Here is a 14,162-nt window from a genome sequence, read left to right on the forward strand (position 1 = left end):
CGCTCTACGCGGCTTTCGCCGCTGTGCGAGCGAACTGCGCATCGATCGCGGCTGCGGCAACCTTGCCGTCCTGCACCGCTTGCACCGTAAGGTCGATGCCGCCGGTGGCCGCGCAATCGCCGCCGGCCCATACGCCCGCCAGCGAGGTCTGGCCATTCGCGTCGACCGCGATACGGCTGCCGTCCAACGTCAGCAACTCCCGCTCGATGCCGACCGGCACCAGCGTTTGACCGATCGCCTTGAGCACCATGTCGGCTTCGACCACGAAACGCTCCTCGCCGCCATCGCGCGACGTGCGGGCGAATTCGACACCCGTGACTACCCCGCCGTCACCGATCAAACGCATCGGCGTGGCATGCGTGACGAGCGTCACACCGTTGGTCTGCGCGAAGTCGCGCTCGGCCCAGGTGGCGCTCATTGCTTCGACGCCGCGCCGGTACACCATCGTCACCGACGTCGCGCCGAGCTTGTGGCTTTGCACAGCCGCGTCCACCGCCGTATTGCCACCGCCGATCACGACGACGCGACGGCCCACCGGCACCGTGCCGAGATCGCTTGCGCTGCGCACCTGTTCGATGAAGTCCACCGCGTTCATCACGCCGCCAAGGTCTTCGCCTTCCATGGCGAGCGCCCGCACGCCCGTCAGGCCGATCGCGAGGAACACCGCGTCGTGTTGCTTGCGCAGCGTGTCGAGGTCGACATCGCGTCCAAGCGCGACGCCGTGTTTAATCTCGATGCCACCAACGGAGCATAGCCACTCCACTTCACGCTGCGCAAAGTCGTCGACGGTTTTATAGGCGGCGATGCCGTATTCGTTCAGGCCACCGGCCTTTTCATGCGCGTCGTAGATCGTCACGTCATGGCCGGCCAGCGCGAGCCGGTGCGCGCAGGCGAGTCCCGCCGGACCCGCGCCAACCACCGCGACGTGCCGTCCGGTTTCAGCCGCGCGCTTGAAAAGCACTTCGCCGCGCGCCATCGCCCAGTCCGTGGCATGACGTTGCAGCGCGCCGATCGCCACCGGCTTTGCATCCTGATGGTTACGCACGCAAGCGCCTTCGCAAAGAATCTCTGTCGGACACACGCGCGAGCACATGCCGCCCAGCGGGTTGGCCGACAGAATATCCACGGCCGCGCCCTTCAGATTGCCGTTGCCGATCTTGCGGATGAAGCTGGGGATGTCGATTTGCGTCGGGCAGGCGTTCACGCATGGCGCGTCGTAACAGTAGTGGCAGCGGCTCGCCGCCGCAGCCGCCGCGCTTGCGTCGAGCAAGGGCGCGATGTCGGAGAACTCGCACGAAAGCTGCTCGGGCGATAGCCGTTGAGCGGCAATGTCGCCGGTTTGCTTGATGGCCATACTCGTTCCTTCTTCGATGTGAGGACGTAGCCGCTCCTGCCGGCCGCGCTTCAAGCGGAGCCGGGACGGCATGTTTTATGGGCACTACGGTGAAGCGGGTGAAACGACCGCGACCGCTAAAGCGTCATGAAACCGGCTCGCATGCACGTTCCAGCATGGCATGCAGCAACACATTGGCGCCGGCCTCGATCCATTCGAAGGTGGCGTCCTCGATCTCGTTGTGACTAATGCCGTCCACGCAAGGCACGAACACCATCGAGGTCGGCGCGACTTGCGACAGATAGCAGGCATCGTGTCCCGCACCGGACACCATGTTGCGATGCGGATAACCGAAGCGTTCGGCGGCCGCCCGCACAGACTTCACGCAGGCTTCGTCGAATGCGACTGGCGCGTAATAAAAGATCTGCTCGAGTTCGGTTTCCAAGCCGATGCCGTTGGCGATGTCGGCCACGCCCTGACGCAACGCGGCGTCCATCTTCGCGAGCACCGCATCGTCCGGATGACGGAAATCGACGGTGAAGAATACGCGGCCCGGAATCACGTTGCGCGAGTTCGGATAGACCTGCATCATGCCGACCGTCGCGCAGCCGAACGGCGCGTTGTCCAGACCAATGCGATTGACCAGATCGACCACGCGCGCGGCGCCGAGCAACGCATCGCGACGACGCGGCATGGGCGTGGGACCCGCGTGCGCCTCTTGTCCCGTCAGCGTGATTTCGTACCAGCGCTGACCTTGCGCGTCGGTCACCACGCCGATGGTTTTCTGCTCCGCCTCGAGAATCGGACCCTGTTCGATATGTAATTCGAACGCCGCGTGCAACGGCCGTCCGCCGCATGGAACATCGCCCGCGTAGCCGATGCGTTTGAGTTCCTCGCCGATGGTCTTGCCGTCCACGTCCTTGCGCGACAGGCCGTAGTCGAGCGTAAATACGCCGGCGAACACGCCCGATGCCACCATCGCGGGCGCGAAGCGCGAGCCTTCCTCGTTGGTCCAGATCACCACTTCGACCGGATGCTCGGTCTCGATGCCTTGATCGTTCAGACTCCGGATCACTTCGAGGCCACCCAGCACGCCGTAGATGCCGTCAAAGCGGCCGCCGGTCGGCTGCGAGTCGGCGTGCGAACCGGTCATGACCGGCAGCGCATCGGGATTGCGCCCGGCGCGGCGCATGAACACATTGCCCATCTGATCGACACTGACCGTGCAACCGGCTTCCTTCGCCCAGCTAACGATCAGGTCGCGCCCTTCCTTGTCGAGGTCGGTGAGCGCCAGGCGGCAAACGCCGCCTTTGGGCGTCGCGCCGATCTTTGCCATCGTCATCAGGCTGTCCCACAACCGCTTGCCGTCGACCTTGATCGACGTAGCGGGTTCGGCGTGCTTCAGCGCTTCGGATACCGCGTTCATTCGTCTCGCTCCTTTCGGTGAACCGACATGAAACTGGTGCATCGGCGGCGTGTTTTGGGCGTGTCTGCACGGGGGCGGTGCACGCTCGACACCTTCGATCGCCTGTTATACGGAGGGCAAACCCTGGGGCATCGGCCGCTCTTCCAATCCTGTCCAGTTGGACAGGTTGTAGACGATTAAGCTCGCCAAATCAACACCTTTCGTGCGGTGGGAAACATAGCGAGAAGCGTGCCATTGCATTGCAGCATGCGGTTGCCACGTGTAGCGAATGCACGTGTGGGCGTCGTTCCAAACGACTAGAATGAAGCGCGACGCGGCACCCATGCCGCCGAAGGCGAACATGAGAGACGACGACGTGGCAGCCGACATCACGGAAAACGAGGAAACCCGCGCACCTTTGCGGCGGCGCAAGGCGCACATTCGCGAGTCGAATGAAGCCCATCTTCTGGCGTGCGCCGAGGCGGTTTTTGCCGAGCGCGGACTCGACGGCACCAGCACCGCGATGATCGCGGAGCGTGCGGGCTTACCGAAAGCTAACGTGCATTACTACTTCCCGACAAAGCTCGCGCTGTACCGACGCGTGCTGGAAGACCTGTTCGAAGACTGGCATCGCGCGGCGGATACGTTCGAATGCAGCGACGATCCGGTCGAAGCGATCGGTGGGTACGTGCGCGCGAAAATGGAATTGTCGCGCCGCCGTCCGCTCGGCTCGAAGGTGTGGGCGAGCGAGATCATTCACGGCGCTGAGCACATGGAGGACATTCTCACGGAGCGCGTGAAGCCGTGGCTCGACAGCCGCGTGAAGGTGATCGATGACTGGATCGCGCGTGGGCTGCTCGCGCCGGTGAATGCGCAAACGCTGATGTATATGATCTGGGCGACGACGCAGCACTATGCCGACTTTGATGCGCAGATTCGCGCGCTTAAAGGTAAGCGTGCGTTGACGCAGAAGGCGTTTGATGCGACGACGGAGGAAGTGGTGCAGTTGGTGATTCGGGCGTGTGGGGCGGTGTCGCCGGGGAAAGTGGATTCGGCAGAGTCCCGCGCATAAATAGATGCGTCTATATCGGCCGCTATAGATATTTCCATTTCCATCTTATAATTATGACTATAGACATATGACTATAGGTACAATCATGCCGGGAAATCTGGTATCGAAATCGGAATTCAAAGCCAAAGCGCTCGAATATTTCAGGCAAGTGGAAGCTACGGGGGAAAGCATGATTGTTACGGACCATGGCAAACCAGCAATAGAAGTACGCCCTTACCGCGGCGTCGAACGCAGCCCGCTTGACGTCTTGCACGGCACAGTTTTGCATTACGATGACCCCACCAAGCCGGTGGGAGAAGACAACTGGGAGGCCGCGGAGTGATCGTTCTGGACACCCACGCTCTGGTTTGGTGGGCCACAGGCGATCCGACTTTGAGCAAGAAAGCAAAAACGGTTATCGCGCAAGAATTGACCGACGGCGAGATCGCCGTTTCGGCCATCTCCGCGTGGGAGATCGCCATGCTCGTAGAGCGAGAAAGGCTCGCGCTGTCAATGGATGTCAGCAGTTGGCTTGCCAAAGTTTCCGAGATCGAATCGGTACGCTTTGTGCCGGTCGATGTTGAAATCGCAACGAAGTCGGTCGAACTTCCAGGCGAGTTCCATAAAGATCCCGCCGACCGAATGATCGTCGCGACGGCTCGCAAGTTTGCAGTCCCGCTCATCACGAAGGACGAAAAGATCCGCGCCTATCCACACGTCAAGACCATCTGGTGAAACATCGCACGTGCAATCAATGGCCATGCCGATTCGCGACCGGACCACGTCCGGTCAATACGTCTCCAGATGCAGCCTCCCCTCCTTCCTCAACTTCACCCACAGCGCTTCCCAATCCAGCTGATGCTGCTCGCCGATTTCCTTGAGCGCCTGCAGCACACCATCTTCCATGCCCTTCAACCCGCACACGTAGATATGCGTGTTGTCGTCCTTGAGCATATGCGCCACGTCCACTGCGCGCTCGCGCATGGCGTCCTGAACGTACCGCTTCGGCTGACCCGGCGTACGCGAAAACGCCAGATTGGTATCGATGAAATCCTTCGGCAAATTCGTGAGCGGCCCGAAGTACGGCAACTCTTCTTTAGTCCGTGCGCCGAAGAACAGCATCAGCTTGCCTGTCGCGCCTCTTAAGCGCTTGCGCCGCCGATACTCGGTCATCGCGCGCATCGGCGCTGAACCCGTGCCGGTGCAGATCATCAGCAGATGCGAGTTCGGATGATTCGGCATCAGGAACGTACTCCCGAACGGGCCGATCACGTTGACGACGTCGCCCTTCTTCAGATCGCACAGGTAGTTCGAACACACGCCGTCGGTCGCGTCGCCATGCTGCTGTGCTACGCGTTTGACCGTCAGCGAGACGTTGTTATAACCGGGCCGTTCACCATCGCGCGGGCTCGCAATCGAATACTGACGCGCGTGATGCGTGCGTCCGTCGACGCTCGCGCCTGGCGGCAGAATGCCGATCGACTGCCCTTCCAGCACCGGAAACGGCATCGACCCGAAATCGAGCACGATATGATGAATGTCGCTATCGGTCGAACCATCGGTGAGCCGGTAGTTGCCGACCACCGTCGCGGTAGTCGGCTCCTTGTGCGTGTAGAGATTCACATAGGGCTTCGCGGCCGACCATGGCGGCACCACCGAACCGCGCACGGTATCCACTTCGATGCCGCTCGCCTCGGCCGGCCTATCGCCGGACGCGCCCGCGCCCGACGATTCGTCCGCGGCGGGCACGGCCATCGTGTTCTGTTCCGGCAGGACGTCCCACGTGAACTGCTCTTCGATCGAATACGCGTCGGCCTTCAGCACCGTGCGCCAGTTGTCGATCGCGCCGGTCGGACACGGCGGCACGCACGCCATGCAGCCGTTGCAGATATCCGCCTTGACCACATAGTTGTTATCGTCGTGCGTGATCGCATCGACCGGGCAAGTCTCTTCGCACGTATTGCAGCGAATGCAGATTTCCGGATCGATCAGATGCTGCCTGAGGACTTCGATCGATACTGGGCCGTTCATGACTTCCTCCACCTTGATGTGCGGCGCGAGCGTGCCACGCGCCGCTCGCGCGCTCAGTTGAAGCGCACGTATTCGAAATCGACCGGCTGACGGTTCACACCCATCGCGGGCGGCGCGATCCAGTTGGCAAACTTGCCGGCGTCCGTGACGCGGCCCATCAACGACGCGACGTAAGCACGGTCCTCCGGCGTGGCGAGCCATTTCGCTTCGTTGGCGGCCCATTCGGTTTCGCTGACCACGCGGCCGTCGGGCGACACACGCGTAGCCGCGAACGTGCCGATCTGACGATTGAACGCTTTATGCGGCACCGTCATGCGGAAATCGATGCCGGCCTTTTCGAGCACCTTGTTCCAGCGCCCCACGCCCGCCACCGAATCCTTGATGTAGTCGTCGCGCAGCACTTCATTCATGGCGTTGAGCATCGGCACTTCGCGCTCGACCAGTTTGCCGTCCTGCACGTCGAGCAGCTTATAGCTCTGGCCGTTCAGTTGATGATCGTCGTCGCGCTTGTTTTCTTCGTAACGGCCCTTGAGGCCCGAGCTATAGAACGTGGCTGCGTTGGACGAATGATCGGCACCGAACAGATCGATCGTGACCGAGTAATGGAAGTTCAGATAGCGCTGAATGGTCGGCAGATCGATCACGCCGGCCGCGCGAGTCTTCGCGACGTCGTCCGTGCCCAGTTCGTTCATCACCTGGGCGGTGCGCTGGATCACACGAGACACACCCGATTCGCCGACGAACATATGATGCGCTTCTTCGGTCAGCATGAACTTCGTGGTGCGCGCGAGCGGATCGAAGCCCGACTCGGCGAGCGCCGACAACTGGAACTTGCCGTCGCGGTCGGTGAAGTACGTGAACATGAAAAACGCGAGCCAGTCGGGCGTTTTCTCATTGAACGCGCCGAGAATGCGGGGGTTGTCTTCGTCGCCTGAACGGCGGCCGAGCAATGCTTCGGCTTCCTCACGGCCGTCGCGGCCGAAGTAACGATGCAGCAGATACACCATCGCCCACAGGTGGCGGCCTTCTTCCACGTTGACCTGGAACAGGTTGCGCAAGTCGTACATGGAAGGCGCTGTCAAGCCGAGGTGGCGCTGCTGCTCGACCGACGCCGGTTCGGTGTCGCCCTGCGTCACGATGATGCGGCGCAGATTCGCGCGATGCTCGCCGGGCACGTCCTGCCAGGCCGCTTCGCCCTTGTGTTCGCCGAAGTGGATCTTGCGGTCCTGCTCGCCGGGCGTCAGGAAAATGCCCCAGCGGTAGTCCGGCATCTTCACGTGATCGAAATGCGCCCAGCCGCCCGCGTCGACGCTCACCGCAGTGCGCAGATACACGTCGTAGCCGTGCGAGCCTTCCGGGCCCATATCGCCCCACCACGCCAGGAAATTCGGCTGCCATTGTTCGAGCGCGCGCTGCAGCGCCCGGTCGTCGGCGAGGTTGACGTTGTTCGGAATCTTTTCGCTGTAGTTGATCGTTGACATGGTCGGTTCCTGGTTCAGAAACTGCAGTGACGGTGAGAGGCGCGTATCGGGCGGTTGGCTGCCTGTTTCGCGCTCGTTGCGTTGATGGCGTTCAGACGCCCATCAAGCGCGTATCAAACTCGCGAGACGTCGAATTGCGCCTTGCTGCCCTTGCCGTACACTTTGAGCGCGCCCTTCTCGCCCACTGCGTTCGGCCGGTTGAAGATCCAGTTTTGCCAGGCGGTGAGACGTCCGAAAATGCGCGTCTCCATCGTTTCCGGACCGTTGAAGCGCAAATTCGCTTCGAGTCCGGTCAATGCATCCGGCGACATCGCGGCGCGTTCTTCGAGCGCGATACGGATTTCGTCGGCCCAGTCAATGTCGTCGGGCGACGCGGTCACGAGGCCGAGGCGTTCGGCTTCGACCGGCTTGATCGGCTGACCGATCAGGGAGCGCACGGCGTCGAGCGGCTCGGTTTCTTCATAGAAACGCCGGCCGAGACGCGACTGATGCGTAACCATCGGATAGAGGCCGAAGTTGACTTCTGAAAGCGTGATGGCCGGCTCTTCGTCTTCATTGCCAGGCAGCGCCGCCATGTAAGTGCGATCGGCGGCGAACGCGAGTTCGGCGAAGGTGCCGGCAAAGCACGAGCCCGGCTCGATCAGCGCGAACAGCGAACGCGACGAGACGTCGATGCGCGCCAGCGTGCGGCGCAACAGGCCGATGGTCTCGCGTACGAACCAGTGGTCTTTGTGCTGCATGAGCGAGGCGTCCGCGGCGAGCAGATTGCGGGCGTCGCCTTCGGTCTTGAAGACCCACGTGCCGACCGCGAGCTCGTTGGTGCGCATGCACAGGATCGCGTCATCGAGTTCACGGGCGAATTGCAACGGCCACCAGTTCACACCGGCCGCGACAATGGCGTCGATGCTCGTGGGCGGTTCGCTTTGCGGCGCTTTGGCCGTGAACGTCGCGATGCGCTTCGCGCGGTCGATCGTGACGTCGAGCGTTTTATAAGTGAGGCCGTCTTCGCGATCGGTGCGCTCGATACGCGTGAGCACAACGCCTTCTGCGTCCGCGGGACGATCGCTTTGTTCAGCGAGTTCGAGCGCGCGCGCCTGGATCGCCTGATCGAACTGGTTCGGCTTCACGACTTCATCCACCAGACGCCATGCTTTAGCGCGCTCGCCACGTACGCCTTCGACCACCGTGCAGAAGATGTCGGCGCGATCGTGCCGCACCTTGCGTTTGTCCGTGACGCGCGTCAGGCCGCCGGTGCCGGGCAGCACGCCGAGCAGCGGCACTTCCGGCAGCGACACCGACGACGAACGGTCATCCACCAGATAGATCTCATCGCAGGCGAGAGCGAGTTCGTAGCCCCCGCCGGCGCACGCACCGTTCACGGCAGCAAGAAACTTCAGACCTGAATGACGCGACGAGTCTTCCAGGCCGTTGCGCGTCTCGTTGGTGAACTTGCAGAAGTTGACCTTCCACGCATGCGTGGAAAGACCCAGCATGAAAATGTTGGCGCCCGAGCAGAACACGCGGTCCTTCAGGCTCGTCAGCACCACGGTTTTCACTTCCGGATGCTCGAAGCGAATGCGCTGTATTGCGTCGTGCAATTCGATGTCGACGCCGAGGTCATACGAATTCAGCTTCAGCTTGTAGCCGTCACGAATGCCGCCGTCCTCGGCGATATCGATGCCGAGCGTCGCAACGGGACCGTTGAAGCTCAGCTTCCAATGCTTGTATTGCGAGGGATCGGTGCGGTAGTCGACCGGCGCGACGGCGGTTTCTGCTGTGTACATGGGGCGTCTCCTGACTGGACGATGCAAATACTGTTTTTGAACAATAGTGCATCGACAAACCCATGTAAAGCACTTTAGTGCATGTTTGCTAGTAAACCCTGGTCGCCGAAATGCACCTCAGCTCACGCGCGCCTCATCTGGCGATTCCGCGGCGAGCCTTGCGGCAAGGCGGTCGCGCAGTTGCAGGTAGGCGTCGGCCAACGTTTTTTCGCTGGTGTCGAAGGTCATGTCAGCGCGGCCGTATAGCTCGCCGCGCCCCGCCAGGATGCGCTTCAGGTCGTCCATCGCCTCCTTGTTGCCGGACATCGGCCGCAGATCGCCCTGCGCGACGACGCGGCGCATATGCTCTTCCGGCGCGGCCTGCAGCCACACCGTATAGCAGTGCGACAGCAACGTATTGAAGGTGCCCGACTCCGACACCAGCCCGCCCGGCGACGCGATCACCGCTCGCTCGTGCTCCTGAATCACGGCTTCGAGCGCGCGGTGTTCATAACGCCGGTAAGCGGCCGCGCCGTAAAGCGAATGAATCTCCGACGGCGGGCAGCCCGCCAGTTGCTCGATCACCCGCGTGAGTTCGACGAACGGCACCTTGCGCTCCTGCGCGAGCATCCGCCCGAGCGTCGATTTACCGGCGCCGCGCAGGCCGATCAACGCAATCCGGTCCTTGCGATGCGGGTCGCGCGGCGCCTGCGCGAACATCTCGGCGAGCGCCACGCGGGCGCGCTGCAAGGCCGCCTGATCGCGTCCCTGCAGCAGTTCGCGGATCAGCAGCCATTCGGCGGAAGCGGTGGTTTCGTCGCCGATCACCTCGGCCAGCGAACAGTTCAAGGTGCCGGCGATCTGCCGCAGCACCAGCACCGATGCATTGCCCACACCCGATTCCAGATTCGCCAGATGGCGCTCCGACAGGCCGGTTTCCGTTGCCAGTGTCTTGCGCGTCATGCCGCGGCGCGCGCGCAGGAGGCGCACACGTTCGCCCATCGCCGTCAGAAACGGATCGCGCTCCTCGCGCTCGCCGCCGCGCTCCGCCGCCCGCTCCGTGCGGCCTGCGTCTTCGTCGGCGGAATCGTCCAGCGGTGCAGGAGAGTAATTTTGGTTCATGTTTTGCTGCCTCTTAACTGCGATACATGTACTATAGTGCTTGACAGGCACCGAGTGAACGGTTAATTTTCGCCAAATATTGATCCAATAACAAACGCTGTCGAGATTTTTCGGCAGCGTCACGGAGATGGCGCGACGACTCGCATGCATTAACGTGCGTGTGACGGTCGAAGGCGCTGATCTGGAGGCCCGCATGTCCCCACATGAATTCCAGCGCCTGATCGCGGGCGTCACAGGGCAACTCACCGGCCGGCCGCTCGACGGCACGCTGGCCGACTGGCTGAACGACGCCTATCCGGCGGACGGCGACACGTTCCGCGAGCTTGCCGAGGCGTGCCGAACCGGCGTCGCCGAAGGCTGGCTGTGCAATCGCGAAGGCGGTGGCATTCGCTACGGCCGCATCTTCAAGGCGCTGCCCGAGACGCACGGCTTTTCCGTCGATGTCGTCGATATGAAGGATATTGCCGGTCCGCATCATGTTCACCCGAACGGCGAGATCGATCTGATCATGCCGCTGACCGAAGGCGCCACCTTCGACGGCCACCCGGCCGGCTGGTGCGTGTACGGGCCCGGCTCCGCGCATCGTCCGACGGTGGCGCGTGGCCAGGCGCTGGTGCTGTATCTCCTGCCGCAAGGCGCCATCGAATTCACTCCCGCGTGAGCGCCGCCATGACCGAACTCCTGAAGAACCATGTGGCCGGCCAGTGGATTGCCGGCGACGGCGACGGCGTCACGCTCACCGATCCGGTGACCGGCGTTGCGCTCGTGCGTGTATCGAGCGAGGGCCTCGATCTCCCACGCGCGTTCGGCTTTGCGCGCGATGACGGCGGCGCCGCGTTGCGCTCACTGACCTACGCGCAACGCGCCGCCCGTCTCGCCGATATCGTCAAGCTGCTGCAAGCGAAGCGCGACGACTACTACGCGATCGCCACCGCGAACTCGGGCACAACGCGCAACGATTCGGCGGTCGATATCGACGGCGGCATTTTCACGCTGTCGTATTACGCGAAACTCGGCGCGTCGCTCGGCGAGGTGCATGCGCTGCGCGACGGCAACAGCGTCACGCTGAGCAAGGATCAATCGTTCAGCGTGCAGCATGTGCTCACGCCGACACGCGGCGTCGCGCTCTTTATCAACGCGTTCAACTTTCCGTCGTGGGGCTTGTGGGAAAAAGCCGCGCCGGCCTTGCTCTCCGGCGTGCCCGTCATCGTCAAGCCCGCCACGGCAACGGCTTGGCTCACCCAGCGCATGGTCGCCGACGTGGTCGACGCCGGCATTCTGCCGCCCGGCGCGCTCTCGGTGATTTGCGGCAGCTCGGCGGGCCTGCTCGATCAGATTCAATCCTTCGATGTGGTGTCGTTCACGGGCTCCGCGGAAACCGCCGCCACGTTACGCGCGCACCCTGCATTTGTGCAGCGCGGCGCGCGTCTGAACGTCGAAGCCGACAGCCTGAACAGCGCGATTCTGTGCGCCGACGCCACGCCCGACACGCCCGCCTTCGACCTGTTCATCAAGGAAGTGGTGAGGGAAATGACCGTGAAATCCGGGCAGAAATGCACGGCGATCCGTCGTGCGTTCGTCCCCGAGGCCACACTTGAAGCCGTGCTCGAAGCGCTCAAGGCGAAGCTCGCGAAAATCACCGTCGGCAATCCGCGCAACGACGCCGTGCGCATGGGCTCGCTGGTCAGCCGTGAGCAATACGAGAACGTGCTGGCCGGCATCGCGGCGCTGCGCGAAGAAGCGGTGCTCGCCTATGACGGCTCCGCTGTGCCACTCATCGATGCGGACGCCAATATCGCCGCTTGCGTCGCGCCGCATCTGTTCGTCGTCAACGATCCGGATAGCGCGACGCTGGTGCACGACGTCGAAGTGTTCGGCCCGGTCGCGAGCGTGGCGCCCTATCGCGTCGCCACCGGTGAAAACGCACTGTCCGAAGCGCACGCGGTCGCTCTCGCGCGACGTGGCCAGGGATCGCTCGTCGCCTCGATCTATTCGAACGACGAAGCCCATCTCGGCCGCCTCGCGCTGGAACTCGCGGATTCGCACGGCCGCGTGCATGCCATTTCGCCCTCAGTCCAGCAGAGTCAAACCGGTCACGGCAACGTGATGCCGATGTCCCTGCATGGCGGCCCGGGCCGCGCGGGCGGCGGCGAAGAACTCGGCGGCTTGCGCGCGCTGGGTTTCTATCACCGGCGCTCGGCCATCCAGGCGGCAAGCGCGGCAATCGACGCGCTGACGCAAGCGACTCATTTGCCCGCGGCCTGACAGCCCACGAGTGTAGCGATAAGGACTGAGCACGCCCTTTAGCCTGAAAAGCATCGAGCGGTTCATGAGCACAGAACAGCCGGACCGCGCCCACCCGATGGAGGAGACACATGGAAGCCCTGTTGGACAAGGCGGCGAATCAGCCCGCCGCGACGGTCGAACCGCCGCCCGCGCTATTCAATTTCACGGCCTACCTGTTTCGGCTGAACGAAACGCGCGCCGCCAAAACCGCCTATATCGACGACGCCGGCAGCACCACCTACGGTGAACTCGAAGAACGCGCGCGGCGCTTTGCGAGCGCGCTGCGCACCCTCGGCGTACATCCCGAAGAGCGCGTGCTGCTCGTGATGCTCGATACCATCGCCCTACCGGTTGCCTTCCTCGGCGCGCTCTACGCGGGCGTCGTGCCAGTCGTTGCGAACACGCTGCTCACACCCGCCGATTACGTGTACATGCTCACGCATAGCCACGCGCGCGCCGTGATCGCCTCAGGTGCGCTGTTGCAGAACGTGACGCAGGCGTTGGATTCCGCCGAACATGACGGTTGTCAGTTGATCGTCTCGCAACCGTGTGAAGGCGAGCCGCTCCTCGCGCCCTTGCTCGAAGAATTGATCGACGCCGCCGCGCCCGCCGCCAAAGCCGCCGCAACGGGTTGCGACGACATCGCCTTCTGGCTGTATTCATCGGGTTCGACCGGCAAACCGAAGGGCACCGTCCACACGCATGCGAACCTGTATTGGACCGCCGAGCTGTATGCGAAGCCGATCCTCGGCATCGCCGAGAGCGACGTGGTGTTCTCCGCGGCCAAGCTGTTCTTTGCGTACGGTCTCGGCAACGGATTGACGTTCCCGCTGTCGGTCGGCGCCACGGCGATCCTGATGGCGGAGCGCCCCACCGCCGACGCGATTTTCACGCGCCTCGTCAAACATCGCCCAACAGTGTTTTACGGCGTGCCCACGCTCTACGCGAACATGCTGGTGTCGCCCAACCTGCCCGCACGCGCCGATGTCGCGATGCGTATCTGCACCTCGGCGGGCGAAGCGTTGCCGCGTGAAATCGGCGAGCGCTTCACCGCGCACTTCGGCTGCGAGATTCTCGACGGCATCGGCTCGACTGAAATGCTGCATATCTTCCTGTCGAATCGCGCGGGCGCGGTCGAATATGGCACGACGGGCCGTCCGGTGCCGGGATACGAAGTCGAGTTGCGCGACGATGCCGGTCATGGCGTGGCCGACGGCGAAGTCGGCGATCTGTATATCAAGGGGCCGAGCGCGGCCGTGATGTACTGGAACAACCGCGAGAAGACGCGCGCCACCTTTCTCGGCGAATGGATCCGCAGCGGCGACAAGTACTGCCGGCTCACAAACGGCTGTTATGTCTACGCGGGCCGCAGCGACGACATGCTCAAAGTGAGCGGCCAGTATGTTTCGCCCGTCGAAGTGGAAATGGTGCTGGTGCAGCACGACGCTGTGCTCGAAGCGGCGGTGGTCGGCGTCGATCATGGCGGCCTCGTCAAGACTCGCGCGTTCGTCGTGTTGAAGCGTGAGTTCGCGCCGTCTGAGATACTGGCGGATGAGCTGAAGGCCTTCGTGAAGGACCGTCTCGCGCCGCATAAATATCCGCGCGATATCGTGTTCGTCGACGATCTGCCGAAGACGGCCACCGGAAAAATTCAACGCTTCAAATTGCGCGAGCAGTCATAAGGTGATTT

Annotated in this window: 12 protein-coding genes; 6 read left to right on the forward strand and 6 right to left on the reverse strand. The window is 62.8% G+C overall.

Annotated elements, in window-relative coordinates; all coding sequences use genetic code 11:
* Positions 1-4: 4 nt before the first annotated feature.
* A complete protein-coding gene (locus tag PQR32_RS16190; protein ID WP_408228478.1) occupies positions 5-1,354 on the reverse strand; it encodes an NAD(P)-dependent oxidoreductase in 1,350 nt (449 codons plus the stop codon).
* A 124-nt stretch (positions 1,355-1,478) separates the two neighbouring features.
* A complete protein-coding gene (locus PQR32_RS16195) occupies positions 1,479-2,759 on the reverse strand; it encodes a Zn-dependent hydrolase (protein WP_408228481.1) in 1,281 nt (426 codons plus the stop codon).
* 301 nt (positions 2,760-3,060) lie between these two features.
* Here PQR32_RS16195 and PQR32_RS16200 point away from each other — a divergent pair, with 301 nt between their 5' ends.
* From PQR32_RS16200 to PQR32_RS16210, 3 genes are all read left to right on the forward strand, one after another.
* Positions 3,061-3,810: a TetR/AcrR family transcriptional regulator gene (locus PQR32_RS16200; RefSeq protein ID WP_408228484.1), complete on the forward strand. Its 750-nt coding sequence runs from the start codon at positions 3,061-3,063 to the stop codon at positions 3,808-3,810.
* A gap of 85 nt (positions 3,811-3,895) precedes the next feature.
* Positions 3,896-4,132, forward strand: a complete 237-nt coding sequence (locus PQR32_RS16205) for a type II toxin-antitoxin system Phd/YefM family antitoxin (protein WP_408228487.1) — start codon at positions 3,896-3,898, stop codon at positions 4,130-4,132.
* On the forward strand, positions 4,129-4,524 hold the full coding sequence (locus PQR32_RS16210; protein WP_408228490.1) for a type II toxin-antitoxin system VapC family toxin: 396 nt from the start codon (positions 4,129-4,131) through the stop codon (positions 4,522-4,524). Before PQR32_RS16205 ends, PQR32_RS16210 begins: the two co-directional genes overlap by 4 nt.
* Positions 4,525-4,578: 54 nt before the next feature.
* On the opposite strand, the gene boxA is transcribed toward PQR32_RS16210, so the two are convergent.
* From boxA to PQR32_RS16230, 4 genes are all read right to left on the reverse strand, one after another.
* Positions 4,579-5,820, reverse strand: coding sequence for a benzoyl-CoA 2,3-epoxidase subunit BoxA (gene boxA / locus PQR32_RS16215; RefSeq protein ID WP_408228493.1), 1,242 nt, complete (start codon positions 5,818-5,820; stop codon positions 4,579-4,581).
* Between the two features lie 53 nt (positions 5,821-5,873).
* A complete protein-coding gene (gene boxB / locus PQR32_RS16220) occupies positions 5,874-7,301 on the reverse strand; it encodes a benzoyl-CoA 2,3-epoxidase subunit BoxB (protein ID WP_408228496.1) in 1,428 nt (475 codons plus the stop codon).
* 113 nt (positions 7,302-7,414) lie between these two features.
* The gene (boxC, locus tag PQR32_RS16225; RefSeq protein ID WP_408228499.1) at positions 7,415-9,085 is read right to left on the reverse strand and encodes a 2,3-epoxybenzoyl-CoA dihydrolase; all 1,671 of its coding nucleotides are present in this window, start codon (positions 9,083-9,085) and stop codon (positions 7,415-7,417) included.
* 117 nt (positions 9,086-9,202) lie between these two features.
* Positions 9,203-10,186, reverse strand: a complete 984-nt coding sequence (locus PQR32_RS16230; protein WP_408228502.1) for a helix-turn-helix transcriptional regulator — start codon at positions 10,184-10,186, stop codon at positions 9,203-9,205.
* Between the two features lie 193 nt (positions 10,187-10,379).
* Here PQR32_RS16230 and PQR32_RS16235 point away from each other — a divergent pair, with 193 nt between their 5' ends.
* From PQR32_RS16235 to PQR32_RS16245, 3 genes are all read left to right on the forward strand, one after another.
* Complete coding sequence (locus tag PQR32_RS16235) at positions 10,380-10,847, forward strand: DUF4863 family protein (RefSeq protein WP_408228505.1); 468 nt, start codon at positions 10,380-10,382, stop codon at positions 10,845-10,847.
* An 8-nt stretch (positions 10,848-10,855) separates the two neighbouring features.
* Complete coding sequence (locus tag PQR32_RS16240) at positions 10,856-12,451, forward strand: 3,4-dehydroadipyl-CoA semialdehyde dehydrogenase (protein ID WP_408228508.1); 1,596 nt, start codon at positions 10,856-10,858, stop codon at positions 12,449-12,451.
* 110 nt (positions 12,452-12,561) lie between these two features.
* A complete protein-coding gene (locus tag PQR32_RS16245; protein ID WP_408228510.1) occupies positions 12,562-14,154 on the forward strand; it encodes a benzoate-CoA ligase family protein in 1,593 nt (530 codons plus the stop codon).
* Positions 14,155-14,162: the final 8 nt, after the last annotated feature.

The organism is Paraburkholderia dipogonis (assembly GCF_046027395.1).
Classification (GTDB): domain Bacteria; phylum Pseudomonadota; class Gammaproteobacteria; order Burkholderiales; family Burkholderiaceae; genus Paraburkholderia; species Paraburkholderia dipogonis_A.

Coding starts and splice junctions, on each gene's coding strand:
- PQR32_RS16190 (WP_408228478.1), bottom strand. CDS start 1,354: ATGGCCATCAAGCAAACCGGCGACATTGCCGCTCAACGGCTATCGCCC.
- PQR32_RS16195 (WP_408228481.1), bottom strand. CDS start 2,759: ATGAACGCGGTATCCGAAGCGCTGAAGCACGCCGAACCCGCTACGTCG.
- PQR32_RS16200 (WP_408228484.1), top strand. CDS start 3,061: ATGAAGCGCGACGCGGCACCCATGCCGCCGAAGGCGAACATGAGAGAC.
- PQR32_RS16205 (WP_408228487.1), top strand. CDS start 3,896: ATGCCGGGAAATCTGGTATCGAAATCGGAATTCAAAGCCAAAGCGCTC.
- boxA (WP_408228493.1), bottom strand. CDS start 5,820: ATGAACGGCCCAGTATCGATCGAAGTCCTCAGGCAGCATCTGATCGAT.
- boxB (WP_408228496.1), bottom strand. CDS start 7,301: ATGTCAACGATCAACTACAGCGAAAAGATTCCGAACAACGTCAACCTC.
- boxC (WP_408228499.1), bottom strand. CDS start 9,085: ATGTACACAGCAGAAACCGCCGTCGCGCCGGTCGACTACCGCACCGAT.
- PQR32_RS16230 (WP_408228502.1), bottom strand. CDS start 10,186: ATGAACCAAAATTACTCTCCTGCACCGCTGGACGATTCCGCCGACGAA.
- PQR32_RS16235 (WP_408228505.1), top strand. CDS start 10,380: ATGTCCCCACATGAATTCCAGCGCCTGATCGCGGGCGTCACAGGGCAA.
- PQR32_RS16240 (WP_408228508.1), top strand. CDS start 10,856: ATGACCGAACTCCTGAAGAACCATGTGGCCGGCCAGTGGATTGCCGGC.
- PQR32_RS16245 (WP_408228510.1), top strand. CDS start 12,562: ATGGAAGCCCTGTTGGACAAGGCGGCGAATCAGCCCGCCGCGACGGTC.